Genomic DNA, 23,290 nt, shown 5'->3' on the forward strand with positions numbered 1-23,290 from the left:
GGGTACGCCGCGAGCACGCGGGACGCAGTGGGAGGTGTTGTGAGCGCGGGGACTGGAGGAGGGGACGGGCGGCGAAGCCCGACCGAGCGACTGGCCGAGGACGTGGCCGACGCCGTTCGCGAGGAGGTGCGAGCCGTACGCGCGCAGGTGGGCGAGGCGGCCCGACCGGCGGGCGTGGGCGTCGTCCTGCTGGCTGCCGCCGGTGGTTGTCTGGTGCTCGGCGCCGGTGCGGCGTCGACCACGGTGCTGCGCGTGCTGGAGACGATGCTCCCGCGCCGGCTGGCCGCTGCCGGTCTCACCGCCGGCTACCTCGTCGCCGCCGTGGTCCTGGGGCGGGCAGGGCTGGCGCAGCTCCGGGCGGCTGGAGGTCCCTCGGCGCGGCTCGCCGACGGCGTGCGCGACATGGTCACCGGGACCGCCGGTCGGGTGCTGCCCGCCGGCGCCGACGCCGCCCGCGACGAACTGGACAGGTGACACCGGAGCAGGAGGCAGCGACATGCCGGACAAGCACGAGCAGGCCGAGGAGATGCGCGACGACGTCCCGTCGACCATCGCGCGCTCGGTCGACAAGGCGGTTCGCACCTACAAGAAGACGCTGGAGTCGGCGGAGGAGAGCTACGGCGACGGCGAGCGGGCGCACCGTGCCGCCTACGCGTCGCTGAAGCACACCCACGAGAAGGTCGGCGACCACTGGGAACCCAAGGAACACAAGGGTCCATCCGACCCCCAGGCGGCCCAGGGCACCCCGGCCTCGCGCGACCGCGACCGGCCCACCGCCCCAGGGGGTGGACGCCAACGCCAGCAAGGGGCACCTGGACGACGTGGCCCGCAAGGTCGGCATCGACGACCCGGAGAACATGAACAGGGGTGAGCTGGTCGAGGCGATCGAGAGGGCAAACGCCCGGGCCACCGCCCGCGCCCGGCGCACATGACCTGGCGAGACGGCCGAGCGGGCGCTGCCCCGATGGGTAGCGGGCGGGCATGAGTCCGCTACTGCTCGCGTACGCCCTCGTCGGGGGTCTCGGTGTCCTGCTCGCCTTCTGGTCTAGCGCCATCCGCCGGACCGTGCTGTCCGAGCCGCTGCTGGCGCTGGCTCTGGGGGCACTGGCGGGCCCGGTGCTCGGCCTGGTCGACGTCGGCGACCGGCTCGGCGCCGAGCTCAACCGCGAGGTGAGCCGAGCCCTGCTGGCGGTGTCGTTGACGGCGGTTGCGCTGCGCTTCCCGCTCGCCGGCTACCGGGCGGTGCTGCGCCCGGTGCTCGTGCTGCTCTCCGCCGGCATGGTCGGAATGGCGCTGCTCAGCACCGGCCTGTCCTGGCTGGTACTCGGCGCGCCGCTGGGCCTGGCCGCGCTGCTCGGCAGCTGCCTGACCCCGACCGACCCGGTCCTGGCCTCCAGCATCGTCTCCGGCGGCCCAGCCGAGCGGCAACTGCCCGACCGGCTCCGGCAGGTGGTCAGCGGCGAGTCCGGCGGCAACGACGGCCTCGCGTTTCCCCTCGTCGTGCTCGCCCTGGCCGGCATCGGGGCGCAGCCGTGGGTCGACCAGGTGACCGTGGCGGTGTGGGGTGTGCTCGGCGCGGTAGCCGTCGGCGTCCTGCTCGGTTGGCTGGCCGGTCACGCCGTCCGGGCGGCGAGCCGCCGGGAGACCCTCGACCAGGGCTCGCTGCTGGTCTTCGCGGTGCTGCTCGGCATCGCCGCGCTCGGGGTCGCGCGGGTGCTCGACACCGACGGCATCCTCGCCGCGTTCGTCACCGGGCTGGCCTACAACCGCGTCGTCGGCGATCAGCCCCGCATCGCGGAGCAGAAGCTGGACGATTCGCTCACCCGCTACCTGGTGCTGCCACTGTTCTTCCTGCTCGGCGTCGAACTGCCGTGGCGCGACTGGCTCGACGCGGGCTGGCGGTTGCCGCTGTTCGCCGTCGCGGTCCTGCTGGTGCGGCGGCTGCCGGTGGTGCTGGCGCTGAAGCGGTCGCTCGGGATGCCCTGGCGGGATCTGGTCTTCCTCGGCTGGTTCGGCCCGATCGGCGTGTCGGCGCTGTTCTACCTGGCCTTCAGCGCCGACGAGGGGGCGGGCGACCCGCTGCTCTGGACCGCCGGCAGCCTCGTCGTCGCGCTCAGCGTCGTGGTGCACGGCGCCACGGCGATGCCGGGCCGTCGGTGGTACGCCGCCGGACACCACGAAATCTCGAAGCGGTAACGGTCGACGAACCGGCGTTTGCTGCCGGCCTCCCCGGAAAGCGGTCGAGGTAGCTCGCGCTTCGAAGCCGCGGCTGTCGACGAACGGCACCAGGACGAACCACGTCCACCCTGACGGCTCAGCGCGCACCTCCGGCGCTCGACCCTGCCCGCACGCATGATCATGACTCGCGGCGGCGGCCTCGTGACCGCTGATCCGCTGCCTTCCGTGAAGGACGTCCATGACCATGTCCGTGCTGCGCCCCGACGACGGCGTCGACGAGCTGTTCACCCTGCTGCACGATGCTGTCGGCCCGGCCGCCCGGCGCTGGGCATCGCCGCGCTGTTAATGAGCGTGTAGGCGCCCCTTCGAGACGCCGATGCTGATCGCGCTCGGCTTCCTGGTGACGTTCCTGCTCGGCGGCCTGACCGGGGTGCTGCTGGCCAGCCCGCCGGTGGACTTCCACTCGTGCACGACTCGTACTTCGTGGTGGCGCCGCGGTCTTCGGCGTCGTCTACTTCTGGTTCCCGAAGATGTTCGGCCGGATGCTCGACGAGCGCCTCAGCAAGATCCACTTCTAGCTGACCATGATCGGTTTCCACACCACGTTCCTGGTGCAGCACTGGCTCCGCGCCGAGGGCATACCCCGCCGGTACGCCGACTACCTGGCCCAGGACGGCTTCACCACGCTGAACACGATCTCCAGGATCGGGTCGTTCGTGCTCGGCATCTCGTGTGGAACGTCTGGCGCTCCTACCGCTTCGGTCCGGTGGTGCGGGAGCCCGAGCCGTGGGGTCACGGTCTCTCGCTGGAGTGGGTGACGTCCTCACCGCCGCCGCTGCGCATCTTCGACCGGATGCCGCGGATCCGCTCCGAGCGGCCCGCGTACGACCTGCGGCAGGAACGGGCCGCGGCGGCGCTGCCCAACCCGCGCGCCGAGGCGGACTGACCGATACCGGGCGGGAACGTCGGCTGGCTGGCAGGGTGGAGGCACCTGATCGGGAAGGACCAGGACGGATGGGACGGTACGCGCCGGTGCTGGCCATGCTCGGGCTGGCCGCCGCCGGAGTGGGCACGCTGTACCTGGCGCACCTGCGGACCGCGGTGGCCGCCGCGCCGTCGACCGTCGCCGCGTTCCGGTCCGGACTGCCGCCCCGTGAGCACGCCGTCTCCCGGTTCCACGTCCGCTGGTACGTGGTCAGCCTGCTCTTCCTCGCCTTCGACGTGGAGATGCTGTTCATGTACCCGTGGGCGGTGGTGGTCGCCGAGGTCGGCGCACCCGCCGTGGTGGAGATGTTCGTCTTCCTCGGCCTGCTGATGGCCGGCGTCGTCTACGCCTGGCGGGAGGGCGCGTTGCGGTGGGCCTGACCGGTGATGTCCTGGCTCGCTGGGCGGCCCGCCGGCCGCACCTGCTGGTCGCGGCCGTGCCCGGCGCCACCGGCGCCCGCCTGGCTGTGGAGGCGCACGCCGACCGGGCCGGGTGGCCGCTCGCGGCGTCCCCGGCGGACGCCGACCTGCTGGTGGTCGCCGGGGAACCGGGAGCGGAGCTGGCGGCGGCGATCGAGCGGGTGTGGGACCAGTTCCCGGCGCCTCGGGCACGGGCGCGGGTCACCGACCCGACCGGGGCGGCGCCCGGGCTGCGCGCAGCGGTCGCCCGGTTGACCGGGGCCGACGGCAAGCCGCCGGACCCGGGGCCGGGGTGTGCGCGGGAGCACACGCGCCACGAGCCGGAGGTGAACGACGCGCGGCCGGCGGGTCACGGGCAGCACGGCGGCGGGTCGGCGCGGCACGACCACGACGCGATGTCCATGCCGGGTGGGCTGATGATGGCCGAGCGGGCCGAGGACCGCGACGGTTTGAAGCTGGACGTGCTGCACCTGGCGCTCGGTCCGGTGCTGGCGGACTGGCCGGGCGGCCTGGTCGTCGAGCTGGCCGTGCAGGGCGACGTGGTGCAGTCGGCGAGCGCCCGTGTGCTGCCCCCGGCCGACCCGTCGGCCGTCCGGCCGTACCCGGACGTGGATCACTCCGGGCTGCGGCGGCGCCGGCAGGCCGTGGCGCACCTCGACTCGCTGGGCCGGCTCTGGGCGGTCGTGGGCTGGCCGGCCGGCGCGACCGCCGCGCGGCGGCTGCGCGACGCGCTCGTCGACAACGTGCCGCTCGCCGTGGCGTATGCCGGCTTCCGACCGCTCGCCCGCCGGGCCCGGCGCTCGCGCGCGTTACGCCTCGCCACCGACGGTCTGGGGGTGCTGGCTCCGCTGGTGGCGGCCCGCGCCGGCGTGCAGGTCCCGGCGACGGTCTGCGGCGACGCGACCGCCCGCTGGGAGCGCCGACTGGCCGAGACGGACCGGCTGCTGGCCGGGGGCGAGCCCGCCGCCGCGCCGGAGCCCGACGCGACGACGGTGCTGAAGCTGGCGACGCGGCTGGTTGTCGGGCTGGACCTGGCGGCGGCTCGGGTGGTGCTCGCCTCGATCGACCCCGACCCGGACGAGTTGCCGACCACCGGGATGCCGTCGTGACCGCCGCCCCCTGGTGGGGTGTCCTGCCCGCCGCCGGGATGCTGCTCACGGCGGCGCTGGCCGCTGCGGTGCTGGCGGGCCTGCTCGACCCGGCCGGCGGCCCGACGCTCGTGCACCGCGCCGGGCGGCCGCTGTGGGAGACCGCCCGGCTGCTGCGGCAGCGACGGCGGGCGGTGGTGGCGGCGGATCTGCTGCTGTGGCGGCTCGGGTTGGCCGGGCCGCTGGTGGTGGCGCTGCTCATGGTCGTGGTGGTGCCGCTGGGCGACCGGGTGGTGGCCGACCTGCCGGTCGGGGTGGTCTGGTTCAACGCGATGGACGTGCTGCTCTGGGCGGCGGTGTGGCTCGCCGGATGGGGGAGCAACAGCGTCCACGGCCTGGTCGGGGGCTACCGGTTCCTGGCGCAGGCGCTCGGCTACGAGCTGCCGCTGATGTTCGCGCTGACCGCTCCGGCGGCGGCGGCCGGCAGCCTGCGGATCGCCGACGTGGTGGCGGCGCAGCGGGAGCTGTGGTTCGTGGTGTGGATGCCGGTGGCGTTCCTGGTCCTCCTCGGCGCGGTGCTCGCGTTCAGCATGTCCGGGCCGTTCGCCTACCCGGACGGGCGGGACGTGGCCGGCGGGGTGCTGGCGGAGCCGTCCGGCGTGGACCGGCTGGTCCTGCTCGCCGGCCGGTACGCGTTGCTGGTGGCGGGCGCGGCGACGGCGGTGGCGCTGTTCCTCGGCGGCGGTTCGGGGCCGCTGCTGCCGGCGTGGCTGTGGAGCCTGGTGAAGACGCTGGCCGTGCTGGCCGCCCTGGTGGCGGTGCGCGACCGGGTGCCGGTGCTGCGGGCGGACCGGTTGATGCGCGTGGCCTGGCTGGTGGTGCTGCCCGCCACGCTGGCGCAGGTGCTCGCGGTGGCGGTGATCGTGGTGGGGAGGGGTTGAGGTGGCCGTCGTCGTCTTCGTCGTGCTGGCGCTTGTGGCCGTGGCGTCCGGCGTGGCGGTGTTCACGGTGGACTCGATGGCCCGGGCGACGTTCGCGCTGGCGCTGTCGTTCGTGGCGGTCGGTGGTGAGCTGCTCCTGCTCGACCTGGGCTATCTCGGCGTGGTGACCGTCCTGATGATGGTCATGGAGATGGCGATCATGGCGGTCTTCATGGTCATGTTCATGATGAACCCGGCCGGTCTCATGCCGATGTCGATGCTGCACAACCGCCGGGGCGCGCTGGCGGTCTCGGTGGGGGTGTTCGTCGTGCTGGCGGCCGGTTCGGTGCTCGTGCCGTGGCCCACCCGCCGCGGCGGGCCGCCCGCCGACCCCACCCGGGCCCTGGGCGAGGCGATCATGGGCTCGAAGATGCTGGTCATGATGGCGGTCTCCGCGGTGCTGTTCGCCACCATGGTCGCCGCTCTGGTGCTCGCCACCGCGCGGGGCCGTTACGACCGCGCGGGCTCTTCGGAGCGGCCGTGACGCTGCCGATGTTCCTGCTGCTCGCCTCCGCGCTGTTCAGCGTCGGCCTGTACGGAGCACTGAGCCAGCAGGCCGCCGTGATGGTGATGATGGGCCTGGAGCTCATGATCAACGGGGTGATCGTGGCCGCCGCCGCGCTCTGGTGGTTCCTGGCCCCGCAGCAGCCCGACGGGCAGGTCCTGGTCCTGGTGGTGATCGCCGCGATGACCGTGGAGATGGCGATGGGCTTCGCCGTGGTGACCCTGCTGTTCCGGTCGAGCGACGCCGACATGACCGACATGGCGGGGGAGCTGCGGGGATGAGCGTGGCGTTGTGGACCCTGGTCGTGCTCCCGGCCGTCGCCGGCGGCGCGCTGCTGCTGGGCGGGCGACGGGCGGACCGGACCGCTCCGGTGCTGGGACTAACCGTGGCCACGCTGGTGACGGCCTTGGCCGTCGCGGTGGCGCTGACCCGGCCGGCCGTCGACGCCCCGTTCCTGGCCGGTGCCCGGTGGGCCCTGACCGTCGACGGGCTCGCCGCGCTCGTCGTGCCGGCGGTGGCCGCGGTGGCGCTGCTGGTGCTGGCGTACGCCGCCGTCGAGATCCGTGCCGACCGGTCCCGGTTCCACGGGCTGATGCTGCTCTTCCTCGCCGCGGTGCTGCTCACCGCCACCGCGACGACGCTGCCCGTGCTGCTGCTGGGCTGGGAGGTCATGGGCGCGATGTCGTACGCGCTGATCGCGTACCACTGGCGGCGCGACGACGCGGTCGCGGCGGGCGGCACCGCGTTCCTCACCACCCGCGCCGGCGACCTCGGGCTCTACCTGGCCGCGGGTGCCGGACTGGCCGGCGGCGCGCTCGACCTGACCGGGCTGGCCGGGCTGCCGCCGGGTTGGCGGGATCTGGCCGCCGCGGGCGTGCTGGCCGCCGGTTTCGGCAAGGCGGCCCAACTGCCGTTCTCGTTTTGGCTGTCCCGGGCCATGCTCGGCCCGAGCCCGGTCAGCGCGCTGCTGCACTCCGCCGCCATGGTGGCGATGGGCGGCTACCTGCTCGTCCGCCTGCACCCGCTGCTCGTGGCGACCGGCTGGGCGGTGGACGTGGCGGCCTGGGGCGGCGCGCTGACCGCCCTGGCGCTCGGCGCGGTCGCGCTGGCCCAGACCGACCTGAAGCAACTACTCGCCGCTTCCACCAGCGCCCAACTGGGGTACGTGGTGCTGGGCGCCGCCGTCGCCCCGGCCGGCGCTGTGGCGCACCTGGTCGGGCACGCGGCCACCAAGGCGCTGCTGTTCCTCGCCGCCGGGGCGTGGCTGACCGCGTTCGGCACCCGGCGGTTGTCCGCGCTGCGCGGGGCAGGCCGCCGTTATCCGCTGGTGGGAGGCATGTTCGCGGTGGGCGCCCTGGCGCTGGCCGGGGTACCGCCGCTGGCGTTGTGGGCCACCAAGGACGAGGTGCTCGCCGGTGCCCGCGAGCGGTCCCCGGCGCTGTACCTGGTCGGTCTGGCCGGCGCGCTGCTCGCCGCCCTCTACGCCGGTCGGGCGCTCGCGGTGGTCCTGCGCCCGGTGCCGCCCGGCGTCGAGGCCGGGTACGACACCGAGCGCGACGGCACCCGGGAGGTGGCTCGGGGGCAGCTCGCGCCGCTGGTGGCGCTGGCGGTCGGCGCGGCGGTGCTCGGCGCGCTGGCGTTGCCGCCGCTGTCCGGGGCGGTGGCCGACGCGGTCGGTGCCGGTCCGGCCCCGCCGACCCGGGCCGCCGAACTGGTCCTGTCCGGCCTGCTCGCGGTCGCCGGTGTCACGGTGGCGGTTGTCGCGCCGGCCCGGCTGCCGGCACCGGGCTGGGCGCGGGTCTGGCTGGGGCTCGACCGGGCCGCCCGGCTGCTGGTGGTCCGGCCGACCCTCGCGCTGGCCCGGGGGTTGGCCTGCTTCGACGACCGGGTGCTCGACCGGGCCGTGCACGCGGTGCCGGACGCGGCCTTGGGCGTGGCGCGAGGGCTGGCGAGGTTCGACGACGCCGGGCTCGACCGCGCGGTCGGTGCCGCGCCGATCGTGACCCGGCGGTTCGCGGTCGCCCTGGCCCGGGTGGACGACCACGGGGTGGACGCCCTGGTACGCCGGCTCGCCCGGGCGGCCCGCCGGCTCGGCGCGCTGGCCCGCCGGCCGCAGACCGGCCTGATCAACCAGTACTACGTCCAGGCGGTCCTCGTGCTGGGCGCCGCCGTGCTGATCCTGCTGCTGGCGAGGTGAGTCGTGCTGTCCCTGATCGTCTTCGCGCCGCTGGCGGTGGCCGTGCTCCTGCTGCTCTGGCGTGGCCTGCCGGCGCGGGCGGTGTCGTGGGTGTGGATCGCGGTCGCCGGCGTCGAGGTCGCGGCGGTGCTGGGCCTGTGGTGGGCGTACCCCGGGGAGGGGTTCGCGTACGAGGTGGACCAGCCGTGGATTCCGGGCGCCGGGGCCGGCTACCACGTCGGGGTGGACGGCCTGTCGCTGCCGCTGCTCGCGCTCACCACCGTCGTCTTCGCCGCCTGCGCGGTGTACTCGCTGCGCCGCCAGCACCGGCCACGGCAGTTCGCCGCGCTCTTCCTGGCCCTGCAGACCACCTGCCTCGGGCTGTTCGTCGCGCTCGACCTGATCCTGTTCTTCGTCTTCTTCGACCTGTCCATCGTGGGCATGTACGCGGTGATCGCCGGCTGGGGGCACGGCTCGCAGGCCCGCCGCTCGGCGTTGACGTTCTTCCTCTACACGTTCCTCGGCTCGCTGGCCTTGCTGCTGGGCTTCATCGGCCTCTACGTCGCCGCCGCGCCGCACACCTTCGACATGGTGGCGCTGACCCGTGACCCGCCGACCCAGGGCGTGGCCGGCGCGCTGGTGCTGCTGGCGGTCCTGCTCGGGCTGGCGATCAAGACGCCGACGTTCCCGTTCCACACCTGGCTGCCGCCGGCGCACACCGACGCCCCGGCCGCCGGTTCGGCCGTGCTGGCCGGGATCCTGCTCAAGATGGGCACCTACGGGTTCGTGCGGATCGCCATGCCGATGCTGCCGGACGCCTGGCGGCGCTACGCCTGGGTGGTCGTCGTGGTCGGCGTGGTGAGCGTGCTCTACGGGGCGCTGGTGGCGCTCGCCCAGAGCAGCTTCAAGCGGATGGTCGCGTACACGTCGGTGAACCACATGGGATACGTGGTGCTGGCCGTCGGCGCGGCGGGCCTGGTCGCCGGCTCGGACGCGCAGGCCCGCGCGGTCGCGGTGACCGGCGCGGTCACCCAGATGGTCAGCCACGGGCTCATCACGTCGGCGCTGTTCCTGCTCGCCGGCGTCCTCTACGACCGGGGCGGCACCTACCGGATGGACGCCTACGGCGGGCTGGCCGGCGACACGCCCCGGTTCGCCGCGCTGACCGCGGTGGCGGCGTTCGCCAGCCTCGGCCTGCCCGGCTTCTCCGGGTTCATCGCCGAGTTACAGATCTTCGCCGGCAGCCTGGGCTCCGCGCCGGTGGCGGTGGCGATCGCGCTGCCCGGGATCCTGGTCACCGCCGGGCTGTTCCTGTGGGCGCTGCACCGGGTCTTCCTCGGCCCGGCCCGGCACCGCCTGTCCGCGACCGCCGACGTCACCACCGCCGAGACCGCAGCGGTGGTGCCGCTGCTGGCGCTCGCGCTGCTCGTCGGGGTCTTCCCCCGGCTGCTGCTGGACGTGGTGGAGCCCGCCGCCCGGGCGGTCACCGACCTGGTGGCCCGATGACCGAACGTCCGCTCGCCCTGCTGCCGGAGCTGCTCCTGCTGGCCGGTGCGGTCACCACGCTGCTGACCGGGGCGTTCCTGTCCCGCGACCGGCAGTGGGTGGCCCGGCTGGTCGCCGCCGGGGCGCTGCTCGCGACCGTCCTCGCCACGCTGCCCGTCGTGGGCGAGCGGACCACCGTCTACGCGCACAGCTACGCCCTCGACCCGGCCACCACCACCGCGCGGCTGCTGATCCCGCTGGCCGGGCTGCTGGTGGTGGGGATCGCCGCCGGCCGGGTCGCCGGCAACCGGCGGGAGACCGAGTTCTACGTGCTGACGCTGCTCGCCGTGCTCGGCGCGGTGCTGCTCGCCGGCGCGTCGGACCTGCTGCTGCTGGCCGTGGCGTACCTGCTGTCGTCGGTGCCGCTGGCCGGGCTGGCCGGCTGGGGGCGGGACCGGCGGGGCGCCGAGGCGGCGCTCAAGGTCTACCTGATGGGCGCGCTGGCCGGCGTCGGCCTGCTGGCCGGCGCGGCGCTGCTGACCGCGCTCGGCGGCGGGACGAGCGACTACGACCGGCTCGCCGCCGGACTGGCCGGGGCCCCGTCCGCCGCCGTCGCGGTCGGGGTGGTCGGGGTGCTGGCCGGCCTGCTGTTCAAGATCGGCGCGGTGCCGGGGCACTTCTGGGTGCCCGACGCGGTCCAGGGCGCGTCGGTCCCGGCCGGCGCGCTGCTGACCACCGTGCCGAAGCTCGGCGGACTGCTGGCGGCGTACCGGCTGTTCGCCATTGCGGTGCCCGCCGACGTGGTGAACTGGCCGCTGCTGGTCGCGGTGCTCGCGGCGGTCACCATGACGCTGGGCAACTTCTCCGCGTTCGGCCAGGCCGACCCCCGCCGGCTGCTCGCGTACTCCACCGTGGCGCAGGTGGGCTACCTGCTGATGGCCGTCGCGGTCGCCGGCCGCGCCGAGCGCGCGCTGCCCGCCCTGCTGGTCTACCTCACCGGGTACGCGGTGACGAACCTGGGCGCGTTCGCGGTGCTGGCCGCCGAGCCGCATGACACCCTCGACGGCTACCGAGGGCTGGCCCACCGCCGGCCCTGGCTCGCCGCGGCGCTGGCGATCTGCCTGCTGGGACTCGTCGGCACGCCGCCGACGGCGGTCTTCGCCGGCAAGCTGACGGTGTTCACCGCGGCCTGGGACGGCGGGCTGGCCTGGCTGGTCGTGGTCGCCGCGGTCAACACCGTGGCCAGTCTCTTCTACTACCTGCGCTGGCTGGTACCGGCCCTGTCCTTCTCGTCCGGTCCGCCGCCGCTGCCCACCCGGTCGCCGGCGGGCTCCCGGGTCGCGGTGGCGGCCGCCGCGGCGGCGGCGCTCGCCGGGATGGCCGGCACCTACCCGCTGTACGGCCTGGTCGAGCTGACCCTGCAGCGGTGACCTGCCCCGCCCCGTTCGGGCTACCCCGCGTCCCGGCCCAGGATCGCCTCAAGACGGCGCCGGCCGGCCTCCCGGTTAACCGGGACCGGAGCGGGTAGCGGTAGCCCACGGTGGCTACCGGGGCCGACCGGACCAGGGACGGGGTGGCGGTGGAGGGGTTCGCGCTCTACGTCGCCGCGCTGGGTGCGGTGGCGGTGCTGGCCGTGCTGTCCAACCGGCTGGCCGACCGGCTGCGGCTGCCCGCGCCGGCGCTGTTCCTGTTCGCCGCCGCGATCGTCTCCGACCTTTTCCCGAAGCTGAACGAGCTGTCCCTCTACGCCGTCCGGCACCTGGTCGAGATCGCGCTCGTGCTGGTGTTGTTCAGCGGTGGGATGAGCATGGGCTGGCGGCGGCTACGACCGTCGCTCGGGCCGGTCGCGCTGGTGGGTGTGCTCGGGACGCTGCTCACCGCCGGCGCGCTGGCGCTGGTGTTGCGCTGGGTGTTCGGTTTCGACTGGCTCGCCGCGCTGCTGGTCGGCACGGCGCTGTCCCCGACCGATCCGGCCGCCGTCTTTTCCGTGCTGGGGCGGCGCACCGTGGTGGGGCGCAGCGGCACGATCCTGGGGGGTGAGTCGGGCGCCAACGACCCGGTCGGGATCGCGTTGATGGCGAGCCTGCTCGCCGCCGGGACCGCCGGCGGCTGGTCGGCGGTGGCCTCCGGCGTGGGCGAGTTCGCGCTGCAACTGGTGGTCGGCTCGGTGGTCGGGTTGGCCGGCGGCTGGCTCATCCTGCAGCTGATGCGCCGGGTGTCCCTGCCCGACGAGAGTCTCTACCCGCTCCAGGTGCTCTTCGCCGCCGCGTCGATCTACGGCGTGGCGACGCTGGCCCGGGGCTCGGGATTCCTCGCCGTGTTCCTCGCCGGCATCGTCGTCGGCGATGCCCGCGCACCGTTCAAACGGGAGATCCAGCGTTTTCACGGCGCGCTGGCCAGCCTCGGGGAGATCCTGGCGTTCGGGCTGCTCGGCCTGATCGTGTCGCTGCGCAGCATGGTGACTGAGCGGGCCTGGCTCACCGGCCTGGTGCTGGCGGTGCTGCTCACGTTCGTGATCCGGCCGATCGTGGTCGGCGGGCTGCTCAGCACGATCCGGCTGCGGTGGGGTGAGCGGATTTTCGTGGTCTGGTCCGGCCTCAAGGGCGCGGTGCCGATCCTGCTGGGCACGTTCATCCTCACCGCCGACCTGGATCAGGACCTGCGGCTGTTCGACATCGTCTTCGCCGTGGTCGCTTTCTCGATCGTGGTGCAGGGCGGACTGGTTCCCCTCGTGGCCCGGTGGTGTCGGGTACCGATGCGGACCACGCCGCTGCAACCGTGGGCGGTCGGCATTCGGGTGCAGGGTGAGCCGGTCGGCCTGCGGCACTACACGGTCGCGTCCGGCGCGCCGGCCGACGGGCGGCCGTTGTTCGAGCTGAGCCGGGACGAGGGGGTGTGGGTGAGTCTGGTCAGCCGCGACGGCGAGCAGGTCCAGCTCGGGCGGTCGACGGTGCTGCGGGCCGGCGACGAGGTGCTGGTGGCCGGTGGTGAGCAGCCCGCCGCGGAGCGGGTCTTCACCGGTCGTGACGCGTGAGCGTTTGGCGGGCGTGCCGCCGGGTAGCCCGCGCCTCTCGGAAAGGTGGTGGACCATGGACCGCGGCAGGCTCGGTGACGTGGTGGTGGGGGCGGCGGGTGACGTGGCTGGTAGCGTGGTCGACCCGAGGGCGGGCGTGAGCAGGTTGCGCTCCGCGATGACCGCGCGTGGGGTGGCGATGCTGTCCGTCGGTGCGCTCCTCGGCTATCTCGCGGCGCGGTCGATGCGGCGGTCCTGACCTCGGCGCTCGGTGATGGACGCCGTCGCCGCTCTCGTCGGTCACCCGGGCTGGCTGGTCTGGGTGGCGGTGAAGGCGTTCCTGCTCTACCTGACCGCCGTGCTCGCGATGCGCCTCGGCGGACGCCGGACCCTCGCGGAGCTGTCCGCGTACGACTTCGTGGCGGCAGTCGCGGTGGGCGCGGTCGTCGGGCGGCTGCCCAGCGCGCCTGACGCCAGCTACCTGTCCGGCGCGGTGACGCTGGTGGCCATCCTGGCCGCCCACGCGCTGATCACCTGGGTGCGTCTGCGGCCCGCCGGGCGGCGGCTGATCGAGAAGGGGCCGGTGGTGGTGGTCGCCGGGGGCCGGGTGCTCACCGGCAACCTGCACCGCGCCGGTCTGACCCGGGCCGACCTGGACGGACTGCTGCGCGAGCACGGGGTGGGCGAGGTCGACGCCGTGCATCTCGCCGTGCTGGAGGGGCGGGGACGGCTGTCCGTGCTGCCCGGGCACGGGAGGCGCGGGTGACGGCGGCCCGAAACCGGCAGCCCTGGTGGGTTTGTGGCGGGGGAGGCCGGGTAGCCGCCGCCCCGTCCGCCCTGCTCCGCGGTGTCCGGTGGGACAGGTGAAAGCCCGCTGACGCGGACGAGGACGGGTGAACCCCGGAAGAGGAGGACGACGTGCAGGAGATCGTGGGCGAGAGCCTGGCCCGACGCCTGGTGGAATGGGGGGTCGACACCGTGTTCGGCCTGCCCGGCGACGGCATCAACGGCCTGATGGAGGGATTCCGCCGGCAGCGGGAGAAGCTGCGGTTCGTACTGGTGCACCACGAGGAAGCGGCGGCGTTCATGGCCACCGGCTACGCCAAGGCCACCGGCCGCCTCGGGGTCTGCTGCGCCACCTCCGGACCGGGGGCGATCCACCTGCTCAACGGGCTCTACGACGCCAAGCTCGACCACGTGCCGGTGCTGGCAATCACCGGCATGCAGGAGACGTCGGTGTTGGGCTCGCACTACCAGCAGGAGGTGCACACCACCCAGCTCTACCAGGACGTGGCCTCCTACAACCTGATGGTCACCAACCCGCAGCAGATGCCGGCGGTGGTGGACCTGGCGATCCGCGACGCGATGAGCAAGCGGACGGTGGCGCACCTGACCTTCCCCAACGACGTGCTGGTCGCGCCGGCCTCCGACGACCCGTACCGGCACGTGAGCCCGGGCAAGCCGCCGATGAGCGCGACCACGGTGTCGTACCCCCGACTGCCGGCCGACCCGCGGGAACTGGCGAAGGCGGCCGAGGTGCTCAGGGCCGGCCGCAAGGTGGCCATGCTGGTCGGCGTGGGCGCACGCGGCGCCCGCGAGGAGGTGCTGGCGGTGGCCGACGCCCTGGCCAGCCCGATCGTCAAGACGCTGCCCGGCAAGCTGGTGGTGCCCGACGACCACCCGCTGACCACTGGCGGGCTCGGACTGCTCGGCACCGCGCCGAGCGAGGAGCTGATGGAGGAGTGCGACACGCTGCTGATGATGGGCACCTCCTTCCCGTACGGGAAGTACCTGCCCGGCCCGGGGCAGGCGAAGGTGGTGCAGATCGACGTCGACCCGAGCCTGATCGGGATGCGGCTGCCGGTCGAGGCCCCGGTCTGCGCCGACGCCCGCCTGGCGCTGCGGGACCTGCTACCGATGCTGGACCACGCCCCGGACCGGTCGTTCCTGAAGAAGTACCAGGGCAAGATGAACACCTGGCGGTCGGAGATGAGCAGCCTGGTCGACCCGGAGCGGTCGCCGATCGCGCCGCAGTACCTGATGGGCTGCATCGACTCCGCTGCCGCCGACGACGCGATCCTCACCTGCGACTCGGGCACCATCGCCACCTGGTCGGCGCGGCACTGGACGATCCGCGGCGACCGGGAGTTCTACCTGTCGGGCAATCTGGCGACGATGGCGCCCGGCCTGCCGTACGCCATCGCCATGCAGCACGCCTACCCGGGCCGGCAGGTGATCGCGTTCGTCGGCGACGGCGGCTTCGCCATGCTGATGGCCGAGTTCCTCACCGCCGTCCGGCACGACCTGCCGATCAAGGTGGTGATCAACAACAACAACTCGTACGGGCAGATCCTCTGGGAGCAGATCATCCTCGGCTACCCCGAGTACGCGGTGCGGCACCGGCAGCCGGAGGCGGACTTCTCCACCTGGGCGCGCGGCTGCGGCGCGTTCGGGGCGAAGGTGACCGACGCGAAGGCGTTGCCGGGCGCGATCCGGGAGGCACTGGCGCACCCCGGGCCGGCGCTCGTGGACTGCGACGTCAACCCGAACGAGCCGCCGATGCCCGGCAAGATCAAATATGACCAGGCGAAACACTTCACCGAGGCGTTCCTCCGTGGTCAACCGCACAAGGTGGCCACGGTGGCGTCCGTCGCCCGCGACAAGATCAACGAGCTGCGCTCATGACCGAGGTGCTGCCCGACCCGGTCCTGCGCCCACCCGAGCCGACCCGCGACGTCGACCTGACCGCGCTCGACGCCGACCTGCGGGCGGAGGTCGACGGCGAGGTCCGCTTCGACGCCGGCTCCCGCGCCGCGTATTCCACCGACGCCTCCAACTACCGCCAGGTGCCGCTCGGGGTGGTGGTGCCCCGCACGGTAGAGGCGGCGTTGGCCGCGGTGGCGGTCTGCCGCCGCCACGGCGCGCCGCTGACCTCGCGCGGCGGCGGTACCAGCCTGGCCGGCGAGTGCACCAACACCGCCGTGATCCTCGACTGGTCCAAGTACTGCCATCGGCTGCTGGAGGTCGACGAACAGGCCCGAACGTGCCTGGTCGAACCCGGCATCGTGCTCGACGAGCTGAACGCCCAACTGGAACCGACCGGGCTGGAGTACGGGCCCCGACCGGCAACCCACAACCACTGCACGCTCGGCGGCATGATCGGCAACAACTCCTGCGGCGCCACCGCCCAGCGCACCGGCAAGGTGGTCGACAACATCGTCGAGCTGGAGGTGCTGCTGCACGACGGAACCCGGATGTGGGTGGGGGAGACCAACGACGAGGAGTACGCCCGCATCCAGCGCGACGGCGGCCGCAAGGCCGAGATCTACCGGCAGCTGCGGGCGCTGCGCGACGAGTACCTCGCCGACATCCGCACCCGCTACCCGCACATCCCCCGCCGGGTCTCCGGCTACAACCTGGACAGCCTGCTGCCGGAGAAGAACTTCCACGTCGCCCAGGCTCTCGTCGGCTCCGAGGGCACGCTTGTCACCGTGCTGCGCGCCCGGCTCAAACTCGTTCCCCGGGTCAAGGCCGACGCGATGGTGTTCCTCAGCTACCCGGACATCGCCTCGGCCGGTGACGACGTGCCGCAGATCCTGGAACACCAGCCGATCGCGCTGGAGGGCATCGACGACAAGCTGGTCAGCTTCGAGCGGCGCAAGAACCTGCACCCACACGCGCTGCACGAGCTGCCCGAGGGCGGCGCCTGGCTGATGGTGCAGCTCGGCGGCGACACACCCGACCAGGCGCAGGCCGCCGCCGACCGGCTGATCGCCGCCGTCCGCCGCGACGGCGGGCCGCGCGTGCACGAGTTCGCCGACCCGGCCGACGAGAAGCGGATGTGGGAGGTCCGCGACTCCGCGCTGGGCGCCACCGCCCACGTGCCCGACTCGGCGAACACCTGGCCCGGCTGGGAGGACTCGGCGGTCGCCCCCGACCGGCTCGGCGACTACCTGCGGGATCTCCAAGCGCTCTACCGCGAGTACGGCTACCAGCAGGCCTCGCTGTACGGGCACTTCGGGCAGGGCTGCGTGCACACCCGGATCCCGTTCCGGCTCCGTACCGCCGACGGCGTCCGCGACTTCCGCACCTTCGTCGAACGCGCCGCCGACCTCGTGGTCTCCTACGGCGGGTCGTTCTCCGGCGAGCACGGCGACGGGCAGGCCCGCGGCGAGCTGCTGCCCAAGATGTACGGCGAGCGGCTGATCCGGGCGTTCGGCCAGTTCAAGGCGATCTTCGACCCGGACGACCGGATGAATCCCGGCAAGGTCATGCCGCCCTACCCGCTCGACAGCCACCTGCGCCTCGGCGTCGACTACGACCACGGCGGCGTGCAAACCACCTTCGCCTTCCCCGACGACGGCGGCAGTTTCGGTGACGCGGTGCTGCGCTGCGTGGGAGTCGGCAAGTGCCGGCGGCACTCCGGCGGGGTGATGTGCCCCTCGTACATGGTGACCCGGGAGGAGGAGCACTCGACCCGGGGCCGCTCCCGGCTGCTGTTCGAGATGCTCGACGGCGCGACCCGGGGCGGCGCCATCGGTGACGGCTGGCGCTCCGACGCGGTCCGCGACGCACTCGACCTCTGCCTGGCCTGCAAGGGCTGTAAGGCCGACTGCCCGGTCAACGTCGACATGGCGACCTACAAGGCCGAGTTCCTGTCCCACCACTACGCCGGCCGGCTGCGCCCCCGCGCGCACTACTCGATGGGCTGGCTGCCGCTGGTGGCTACCGTCGCCGCCCGGCTGCCCCGCACGGTCAACGCCCTCGCGCACGCCCCGGGCCTCGGCCGCCTGGCCAAGGTCGTCGGAGGGATCGACCGGCGACGGGACATCCCGCTGTTCGCGCCGGAGTCGTTCCAGCACTGGTTCTCCCGCCGTACCCCGACCGGCGACGGCGCCCGGGGCGAGGTCGTGCTCTGGCCCGACACCTTCAGCAACCACTTCCATCCGGCCGTGGCCCGCGCCGCGGTCGAGGTGCTGGAGGCCGCCGGCTGGCGGGTCCGCGTGCCGGACCGGCCGGTGTGCTGCGGGCTGACCTGGATCTCCACCGGCCAGCTCGACGTCGCCAAGCGGGTGCTGCGCCGCAGCGTCGACGCGCTGCGACCCCACCTGCGCAACGGCACCCGGGTCGTGGGGCTGGAACCGAGCTGCACCGCGGTGTTCCGCAGCGACGCCCACGAGCTGTTCCCGGCCGACGACGACGTCACCCGGCTGCGGGAGCAGACCGTCACGCTCGCCGAACTGCTGCACGACCACAGCCCCGGCTGGCAGCCGCCCCACCTGGACGCGCACGCGCTGATCCAGACCCACTGCCACCACCACGCGATCCTCGGCACCGCCGCCGACCAGGCCGTCCTGTCCGCGGTCGGCGTCGACGCCGAGTTCCTGGACTCCGGCTGCTGCGGCCTGGCCGGCAACTTCGGGTTCGAGCGGGGCCACCACGAGGTGTCCGAGGCGTGCGCCGAACGCGTGCTGCTCCCCGCCGTCCGGGACGCCGCCGACACCGACGTGATCCTCGCCGACGGATTCAGCTGCCGTACCCAGGTCGAGCAGAGCGCCGCCGACGGCCGCTCCGCGATCCACCTGGCCGAACTGCTGCGCGCCGCCCTGCACAACGACCACGTCCCCCGACGGCCGGAACAGAGCTGGGGCGACCGGCCCCGACCGCCCGGCCCGGTCACCCGCTGGACGACGGCCGGCCTGGTGGCGGCCGCCGGGCTGACCGCGGCGACCGCGCTGGCCCGCCGGTGGCTGCGGTGACGGGCGTCGGCCTCACCGCCGAGGCGTACCGGATCCCCACCGACGCCCCGGAGGGCGACGGCACCCTCGCCTGGACCGCCACCACGCTGGTGCTGGTCCGGGCGCGGACCGACGGGCACACCGGGATCGGCTGGACCTACGGCCCGGCGGCCACGGTCGCGGTGGTGGCGGACCTGCTCGCGCCGCTGCTCACCGACCTCGACCCCGACGACGTGCCGGCGGCCTGGGACCGGATGCGGCGCCGGCTGCGCAACGCCGGCCGCCCCGGCGTCGCCGGGCTCGCCCTGTCGGCCGCCGACTGCGCGTTGTGGGACCTGAAGGCACGCCGACACAACCTGCCGCTGGCCCGGCTGCTCGGCGCCGCCCGCCCGGAGGTGCCGGTCTACGGCAGCGGCGGCTTCACCACCTATGACGCGCAGCGGCAGCACCGGCAGCTCGCCGGCTGGGTGCACGAACAGGGCATCCCTCGCGTGAAGATCAAAATCGGGGAGTCCTGCGGCACGGAGGTGGCGCGTGACCTGGAGCGGATGACGGCCGCGCGCCGCACCATCGGCGACGACGCGGAGCTGTTCGTCGACGCCAACGGCGCGTACCAGCGCAAGCAGGCGATCCGCGTCGCGCACGCCGCCGTGGACCTGGACGTGCGCTGGTACGAGGAGCCGGTCAGCTCCGACGACCTGCCCGGCCTGGGCCTGGTCCGCGACCGGGTCACGGCCGACGTGACGGCGGGGGAGTACGGCTACGACCTGGTCTACTTCCACCGGATGGCCCCGTACGTCGACTGCCTCCAGATCGACGTCACCAGGTGCGGCGGGATCAGTGAGTTCCTCCGCGCGGCGGCGGTCGCGGATGCCGCCGGGATCCAGGTGTCCGGGCACTGCGCCCCGCACCAACATCTGCCGGTCGCCGCCGCCACGCCGAACCTGCGGCATCTGGAGTGGTTCCACGACCACGTCCGCATCGAGGCGATGCTCTTCGACGGAGCGCAGCCGGCCACCGGCGGTGCGATGCCGGTGCGAACCGACCAGCCGGGCAACGGACTGGAGTTCCGTGCCGAGCAGGCCCAGCGGTTCCGGGTGGCCTGACATGGGTCGCCGACGAGCGCTGCGCCGCGCGGTATTGACCGGCCGTGTGGCCTGGGGAACTCTGTTGCTGCTCGCCCCCGGCGCGCTGCTGCGGCCGGTCGATCCGACCACCCCCGCCGCTCTGGGGACGCTTCGTCTGCTCGGCGCCCGACATTTGACGCAGGCTGCGGTCACCCTGCGGTGGCCCGAACCGGGAGTATTCGCCGCCGGTGCGGCGGTCGACAGCGTCCATGCACTCGCCACGCTCGCCCTCGCCGCCGCGGACCGGCGGCAGAGGCACGCCGCGCTGGCCGATACGGCCGTCGCCGCCGTCTGGGCGGTGCTGGGCGCTACCACCGCACGACACGAGGAGAAGCCATGAGGGCCGAGGAACTGCATCAGCCGACCGGACGGGTGCTGGTCGTCGTCTGCGACAAGGGCGACGAACCGGTGACCGCGATCGGTGAGGCACTGCGTCGGCACGACCTGCGCGCCGGCCGGGTCACCGCCGTGGGCGGTTTCCGGGAGGCCGAGGTCGGCTGGTTCGACCGGGAGAAGGGCGACTACCTGCATATCCCGGTCCGGGAGCAGGTGGAGGTGCTGTCGCTGGTCGGGGACGTGGCCGCCCGGGACGGCGAGCCGGCCCTGCACGTGCACGCGGTGCTCGGCCGGCCCGACGGCAGCACGGTGGGCGGGCACCTGCTCTCGGCCCGGGTGTGGCCGACGCTGGAGGTGATCGTCACCGAGGTCGCCCCCGAACTGGCCAAGCGGGTCGACCCGGAGACCGGGCTGGCGCTCATCGCCGGTCCCGGCCGTTAGGGCGTGTGCCGAAGTCGTTCACGGTGAGAGGTTGGGAGTTGGGACCCGGATCGGCTCCGCTGGAGCACACACGGCATCACTTGCCGAACCGGAAAGACACTCTTAGGCTTGCCGTCATGGAAAACGACTTTGAGCGTCCAGATCGAGAGGCCGCCGCCGAGGCCCTGAACACGCTCCACGCCGACCGGGAGCGACTCGCGAACGCCGTCGAGGTGCCTCGGCTGCTGCTGTTCGCCTTTGGCGCCCTCGGTGCATGGTGGGTCGCCGCAGCAGCCACCACCGACCCGGGCGCCGACTACCAGCCACCGACCTCGGGCTGGCTCGCCCTGGTGGGCGGGCTCGTCATCGCGTATCTCGTCCGGCGCGAGACCGGTATCCGATTCCGGGTCATGGGGGCCCGCGCCGGCTGGGCGGTCGCCGGAATCGTCGCGACCTGCCTCGCCCTGTTCAGTGTCTCGCTCGGACTGGTCTCCTTCGATCTGCGTTGGGCAGTGACCTTGACCAGCACCGCCGCGTTCCTGATGACGACCTGGCTTGCGGGAGTCGCCCACCGGTCGGCGATCGCCGAACTGCGCCGTGGCTGAGGCGAGGTTCGACGACACCATCCATGCCCCGGTGCGACTGCGCATCTGCGGGCTCCTGAACAGCACCGACCGCCTGGACTTCGCCGTGGTGCGCGACACCCTGAGCGTCTCGGACGCGACCCTGTCCAAGCACGTCAAGACTCTGGCGGATGCAGGGCACGTGACGATCAGCAAATCCGCGTCCGCCAATCGCACCGATGCCCGTCGCGTCACCTGGCTGTCGCTCAGCCCAACCGGCCGATCGGCGTTCGCCGCCCACATACGCGCGCTACAGGACATTGCCGGCAGCCGCACCTGACTCTCTGAGAAGCGAGTGCTGGCCGAACAGCCGTACAGGTCCAAAGCCAACCGGGCCTACCTACGCCGGCGCGCGGCAGGGGTCGACCTGGCCGAGCGTCACCGCGGTCTCCAACATCAGCGCGTGCACGAAACCCTGAGGGAGATTGCCGCGGAGCTGGCGCTGCCGCACGTCGTACTCCTCGGTGTAGAGACCCGGCGGTCCGCAGGCGGCCCGGTTGCGTTCGAACCACCGGTTGGCGCCCACCGCATCGCCGGCCTGCCACGCGGCCAGCGCGGCGGCGAACCCGCACAGCAAAAACGCGCCCTCGGCGTCGCCGAGCGGTCGCCGGTCCGGACGGAACCGGTAGAGATACCCGTCCTGAGCGAGGTCGGCGACGACCGCCCGGCGGGTCCGATCGGTGCGCGGGTCCTGCGGCGGCAGCGCACCCCGGATGCCGGGCAGCAGCAGCGCGGCGTCGACCCGGTCGTCGTCGTAGGCGCGACGCCAGTGCCCGTCTGCAGCCAGGCCGTGCTCCGCGGTGTCGGCCAGGATTCGGTCGGCCAGCGTCGACCAGCGCGCGACGAGACCCGCCGTCGCGGTACGCGCCGCCGCCCGCAGTCCCGCCACACAGGTCAGCTTCGAGTGCGTCCACTGCCGGGGCGGCAGTTCCCAGATCCCGGCGTCCGGCTGTGACCAGCGCCGCGCGATCACCTCGGCGGCCACCCGCATCGCCCGCAGGCCGTCGCTGTCGAGCCGGTCGTGGCGCTGCGCGGCGGCCAGCACCATCAGGACCTCGCCGAACGCGTCGAGCTGGAACTGGCCGCGTACCCAGTTGCCGGTGCGAGCGCCCGCGCCCGGATACCCGGGCAGGCCGTCCAGCGGCTGCTCCTGCGGCACCGGACCGCCGCCGACCGTGTACGCCGGCGCCATGCCGTCGCCGTCGGCCAGCACCCGATCGGTCAGGAACGCGACGGCGTCGTCGAGCAGGTCGTACCGCCCGACCAGCGCGGCGGCCTGCCCGGCGAAGGACTGGTCGCGGATCCACGCGTACCGGTAGTCGTAGTTACGCCCCGCCATGGCCCGCTCCGGTAGGGCGGTGGTGGCGGCGGCGACCATGCCCCCGCCGGCGCGGGTCATGCCGCGTAGCACCGCGTAGGCCAGCGTGGCGTCCCGGGCGGCCGGCCCGTCCAGCGACGGGACCGTCGACGCCCAGCGGTGCTCGGTGGTGCGCCACAGCTCAGCGGGCGGCTCGGCAGGCTGGTCGAGCGGGCGGGCCGCCAGCTCCAGCACCAGGTCGTGCCGGCCGCCGGCCGGAACGGTCAGCTCACCGGCCAGGAAGCCCTGCCGGTCCCGACGCAATCGGCCACCGCCCTGCAACCGCAGGTGCAGCCCACCGGTACGGGCCAGCCACCGCTCTCCGTCGCGGGTCACGTCCCGCACGGGCTCCCGGCCGAAGCCGGCCCGCGGGTCAAGCACCACCCGCACCCGTGCCGGTCGGTCGAGCGCGCGGACCTGGCGCACCAGCACCAACCGGTCCGCTTCCCCGGGGAAGACCAGCGCCTCCCGCGACTCGACGATCCCGTCCCCGGTGACCCACCGGCTGCGCCAGATCAGCGAGCCGGGCTCGTAGTGCCCGCCCCAGACGAACCGGCCGGCCGCCGGCGCGACCAGGTACCGGCCGGCGCCGCCGAGCAGCGCGCTGAACACCGCGGGGTCGGACCAGCCGGGCGCGCACAGCCAGGCGACGTCTCCGCCGGGGCCGACGAGCGCGCCCCGGTGCCCGTCGGCGAGTAGCGCGTAGTCCCGCAGCACCGCCGGTGTGGTGCCGCCGGCCGGCTGGTCCATGGCTGTCGCCCCTTTCCTCGGCGTCCGTGGCGGCGGTACCCGTCCGTCCCGGTCTGACACGTCCGGGTTGCGCGAATCAGACGCGCCGGGGTGACTGGGCCGACCGGTGA

The 23,290-nt window shown here is 73.8% G+C and carries 21 protein-coding genes and 2 pseudogenes; 22 read left to right on the top strand and 1 reads right to left on the bottom strand.

Annotation, left to right across the window (positions count from 1 at the left end; genetic code table 11):
* Nucleotides 1–39: 39 nt before the first annotated feature.
* From ACIA6B_RS30065 to ACIA6B_RS30170, 22 genes and pseudogenes are all read left to right on the top strand, one after another.
* Entirely contained in the window at nt 40–474 is a 435-nt protein-coding gene (locus ACIA6B_RS30065; RefSeq protein ID WP_396778533.1) for a phage holin family protein, read from the top strand.
* Nucleotides 475–526: 52 nt separating this feature from the next.
* Nucleotides 527–932 (top strand): annotated as a pseudogene (locus ACIA6B_RS30070) (ChaB family protein).
* Between the two features lie 49 nt (nt 933–981).
* Entirely contained in the window at nt 982–2,196 is a 1,215-nt protein-coding gene (locus ACIA6B_RS30075; protein WP_396778535.1) for a cation:proton antiporter, read from the top strand.
* 346 nt (nt 2,197–2,542) lie between these two features.
* Nucleotides 2,543–3,124: pseudogene (locus tag ACIA6B_RS30080) on the top strand (cbb3-type cytochrome c oxidase subunit I); the annotation flags it as partial.
* Nucleotides 3,125–3,192: 68 nt separating this feature from the next.
* Nucleotides 3,193–3,543, top strand: coding sequence for an NADH-quinone oxidoreductase subunit A (locus ACIA6B_RS30085; protein ID WP_396778537.1), 351 nt, complete (start codon nt 3,193–3,195; stop codon nt 3,541–3,543).
* Nucleotides 3,534–4,691, top strand: a complete 1,158-nt coding sequence (locus ACIA6B_RS30090) for a hypothetical protein (protein WP_396778539.1) — start codon at nt 3,534–3,536, stop codon at nt 4,689–4,691. Before ACIA6B_RS30085 ends, ACIA6B_RS30090 begins: the two co-directional genes overlap by 10 nt.
* A 38-nt stretch (nt 4,692–4,729) precedes the next feature.
* Nucleotides 4,730–5,611 carry an NADH-quinone oxidoreductase subunit H gene (locus ACIA6B_RS30095; RefSeq protein ID WP_396778626.1) on the top strand — a complete coding sequence of 294 codons (882 nt, stop codon included), beginning with the start codon at nt 4,730–4,732 and terminating at the stop codon, nt 5,609–5,611.
* Between the two features lies 1 nt (nt 5,612).
* On the top strand, nt 5,613–6,134 hold the full coding sequence (locus ACIA6B_RS30100; RefSeq protein ID WP_396778541.1) for an NADH-quinone oxidoreductase subunit J: 522 nt from the start codon (nt 5,613–5,615) through the stop codon (nt 6,132–6,134).
* Between the two features lie 8 nt (nt 6,135–6,142).
* Nucleotides 6,143–6,436, top strand: coding sequence for an NADH-quinone oxidoreductase subunit NuoK (nuoK, locus tag ACIA6B_RS30105; protein WP_369700202.1), 294 nt, complete (start codon nt 6,143–6,145; stop codon nt 6,434–6,436).
* Nucleotides 6,433–8,352, top strand: coding sequence for a proton-conducting transporter membrane subunit (locus tag ACIA6B_RS30110; protein ID WP_396778543.1), 1,920 nt, complete (start codon nt 6,433–6,435; stop codon nt 8,350–8,352). The genes nuoK and ACIA6B_RS30110 overlap by 4 nt, the downstream gene beginning before the upstream one ends.
* Before the next feature lie 3 nt (nt 8,353–8,355).
* Complete coding sequence (locus tag ACIA6B_RS30115; RefSeq protein ID WP_396778545.1) at nt 8,356–9,837, top strand: NuoM family protein; 1,482 nt, start codon at nt 8,356–8,358, stop codon at nt 9,835–9,837.
* Nucleotides 9,834–11,246: an NADH-quinone oxidoreductase subunit N gene (locus tag ACIA6B_RS30120; RefSeq protein WP_396778546.1), complete on the top strand. Its 1,413-nt coding sequence runs from the start codon at nt 9,834–9,836 to the stop codon at nt 11,244–11,246. Before ACIA6B_RS30115 ends, ACIA6B_RS30120 begins: the two co-directional genes overlap by 4 nt.
* A gap of 110 nt (nt 11,247–11,356) precedes the next feature.
* Nucleotides 11,357–12,850 (top strand): potassium/proton antiporter, encoded by a 1,494-nt coding sequence (locus tag ACIA6B_RS30125; protein ID WP_396778548.1) that lies wholly within the window; start codon nt 11,357–11,359, stop codon nt 12,848–12,850.
* 55 nt (nt 12,851–12,905) lie between these two features.
* Nucleotides 12,906–13,088: a hypothetical protein gene (locus ACIA6B_RS30130; protein WP_396778550.1), complete on the top strand. Its 183-nt coding sequence runs from the start codon at nt 12,906–12,908 to the stop codon at nt 13,086–13,088.
* A gap of 15 nt (nt 13,089–13,103) precedes the next feature.
* Nucleotides 13,104–13,595 carry a DUF421 domain-containing protein gene (locus tag ACIA6B_RS30135; protein ID WP_396778552.1) on the top strand — a complete coding sequence of 164 codons (492 nt, stop codon included), beginning with the start codon at nt 13,104–13,106 and terminating at the stop codon, nt 13,593–13,595.
* A gap of 152 nt (nt 13,596–13,747) precedes the next feature.
* Entirely contained in the window at nt 13,748–15,514 is a 1,767-nt protein-coding gene (locus ACIA6B_RS30140) for a thiamine pyrophosphate-dependent enzyme (RefSeq protein ID WP_396778554.1), read from the top strand.
* The gene (locus tag ACIA6B_RS30145) at nt 15,511–18,588 is read left to right on the top strand and encodes an FAD-binding and (Fe-S)-binding domain-containing protein (protein ID WP_396778555.1); all 3,078 of its coding nucleotides are present in this window, start codon (nt 15,511–15,513) and stop codon (nt 18,586–18,588) included. Before ACIA6B_RS30140 ends, ACIA6B_RS30145 begins: the two co-directional genes overlap by 4 nt.
* Nucleotides 18,585–19,673 (top strand): enolase C-terminal domain-like protein, encoded by a 1,089-nt coding sequence (locus ACIA6B_RS30150; RefSeq protein ID WP_396778557.1) that lies wholly within the window; start codon nt 18,585–18,587, stop codon nt 19,671–19,673. The genes ACIA6B_RS30145 and ACIA6B_RS30150 overlap by 4 nt, the downstream gene beginning before the upstream one ends.
* 1 nt (nt 19,674) lies before the next feature.
* A complete protein-coding gene (locus tag ACIA6B_RS30155; protein WP_396778559.1) occupies nt 19,675–20,034 on the top strand; it encodes a hypothetical protein in 360 nt (119 codons plus the stop codon).
* On the top strand, nt 20,031–20,471 hold the full coding sequence (locus tag ACIA6B_RS30160; RefSeq protein ID WP_396778561.1) for a PPC domain-containing DNA-binding protein: 441 nt from the start codon (nt 20,031–20,033) through the stop codon (nt 20,469–20,471). Before ACIA6B_RS30155 ends, ACIA6B_RS30160 begins: the two co-directional genes overlap by 4 nt.
* Nucleotides 20,472–20,587: 116 nt before the next feature.
* On the top strand, nt 20,588–21,055 hold the full coding sequence (locus ACIA6B_RS30165) for a hypothetical protein (RefSeq protein ID WP_396778562.1): 468 nt from the start codon (nt 20,588–20,590) through the stop codon (nt 21,053–21,055).
* Nucleotides 21,056–21,086: 31 nt separating this feature from the next.
* On the top strand, nt 21,087–21,353 hold the full coding sequence (locus ACIA6B_RS30170; protein ID WP_396778564.1) for a transcriptional regulator: 267 nt from the start codon (nt 21,087–21,089) through the stop codon (nt 21,351–21,353).
* Nucleotides 21,354–21,413: 60 nt separating this feature from the next.
* Here the strand turns inward: ACIA6B_RS30170 and ACIA6B_RS30175 are convergent, their stop codons facing one another.
* Entirely contained in the window at nt 21,414–23,180 is a 1,767-nt protein-coding gene (locus tag ACIA6B_RS30175) for a glycoside hydrolase family 15 protein (RefSeq protein WP_396778566.1), read from the bottom strand.
* Nucleotides 23,181–23,290: the final 110 nt, after the last annotated feature.

Source organism: Micromonospora sp. NPDC051141, assembly GCF_044455765.1.
Classification (GTDB): Bacteria; Actinomycetota; Actinomycetes; order Mycobacteriales; family Micromonosporaceae; genus Micromonospora.

Bases quoted from the DNA above. Each gene is read 5' to 3' on its own strand.
- ACIA6B_RS30155 (WP_396778559.1), top strand. From the start codon at position 19,675: ATGGGTCGCCGACGAGCGCTGCGCCGCGCGGTATTGACCGGCCGTGTG.
- ACIA6B_RS30085 (WP_396778537.1), top strand. From the start codon at position 3,193: ATGGGACGGTACGCGCCGGTGCTGGCCATGCTCGGGCTGGCCGCCGCC.
- ACIA6B_RS30165 (WP_396778562.1), top strand. From the start codon at position 20,588: ATGGAAAACGACTTTGAGCGTCCAGATCGAGAGGCCGCCGCCGAGGCC.
- ACIA6B_RS30145 (WP_396778555.1), top strand. From the start codon at position 15,511: ATGACCGAGGTGCTGCCCGACCCGGTCCTGCGCCCACCCGAGCCGACC.
- nuoK (WP_369700202.1), top strand. From the start codon at position 6,143: ATGTTCCTGCTGCTCGCCTCCGCGCTGTTCAGCGTCGGCCTGTACGGA.
- ACIA6B_RS30135 (WP_396778552.1), top strand. From the start codon at position 13,104: ATGGACGCCGTCGCCGCTCTCGTCGGTCACCCGGGCTGGCTGGTCTGG.
- ACIA6B_RS30095 (WP_396778626.1), top strand. From the start codon at position 4,730: ATGCTGCTCACGGCGGCGCTGGCCGCTGCGGTGCTGGCGGGCCTGCTC.
- ACIA6B_RS30075 (WP_396778535.1), top strand. From the start codon at position 982: ATGAGTCCGCTACTGCTCGCGTACGCCCTCGTCGGGGGTCTCGGTGTC.
- ACIA6B_RS30160 (WP_396778561.1), top strand. From the start codon at position 20,031: ATGAGGGCCGAGGAACTGCATCAGCCGACCGGACGGGTGCTGGTCGTC.
- ACIA6B_RS30175 (WP_396778566.1), bottom strand. From the start codon at position 23,180: ATGGACCAGCCGGCCGGCGGCACCACACCGGCGGTGCTGCGGGACTAC.
- ACIA6B_RS30130 (WP_396778550.1), top strand. From the start codon at position 12,906: ATGGACCGCGGCAGGCTCGGTGACGTGGTGGTGGGGGCGGCGGGTGAC.
- ACIA6B_RS30110 (WP_396778543.1), top strand. From the start codon at position 6,433: ATGAGCGTGGCGTTGTGGACCCTGGTCGTGCTCCCGGCCGTCGCCGGC.
- ACIA6B_RS30120 (WP_396778546.1), top strand. From the start codon at position 9,834: ATGACCGAACGTCCGCTCGCCCTGCTGCCGGAGCTGCTCCTGCTGGCC.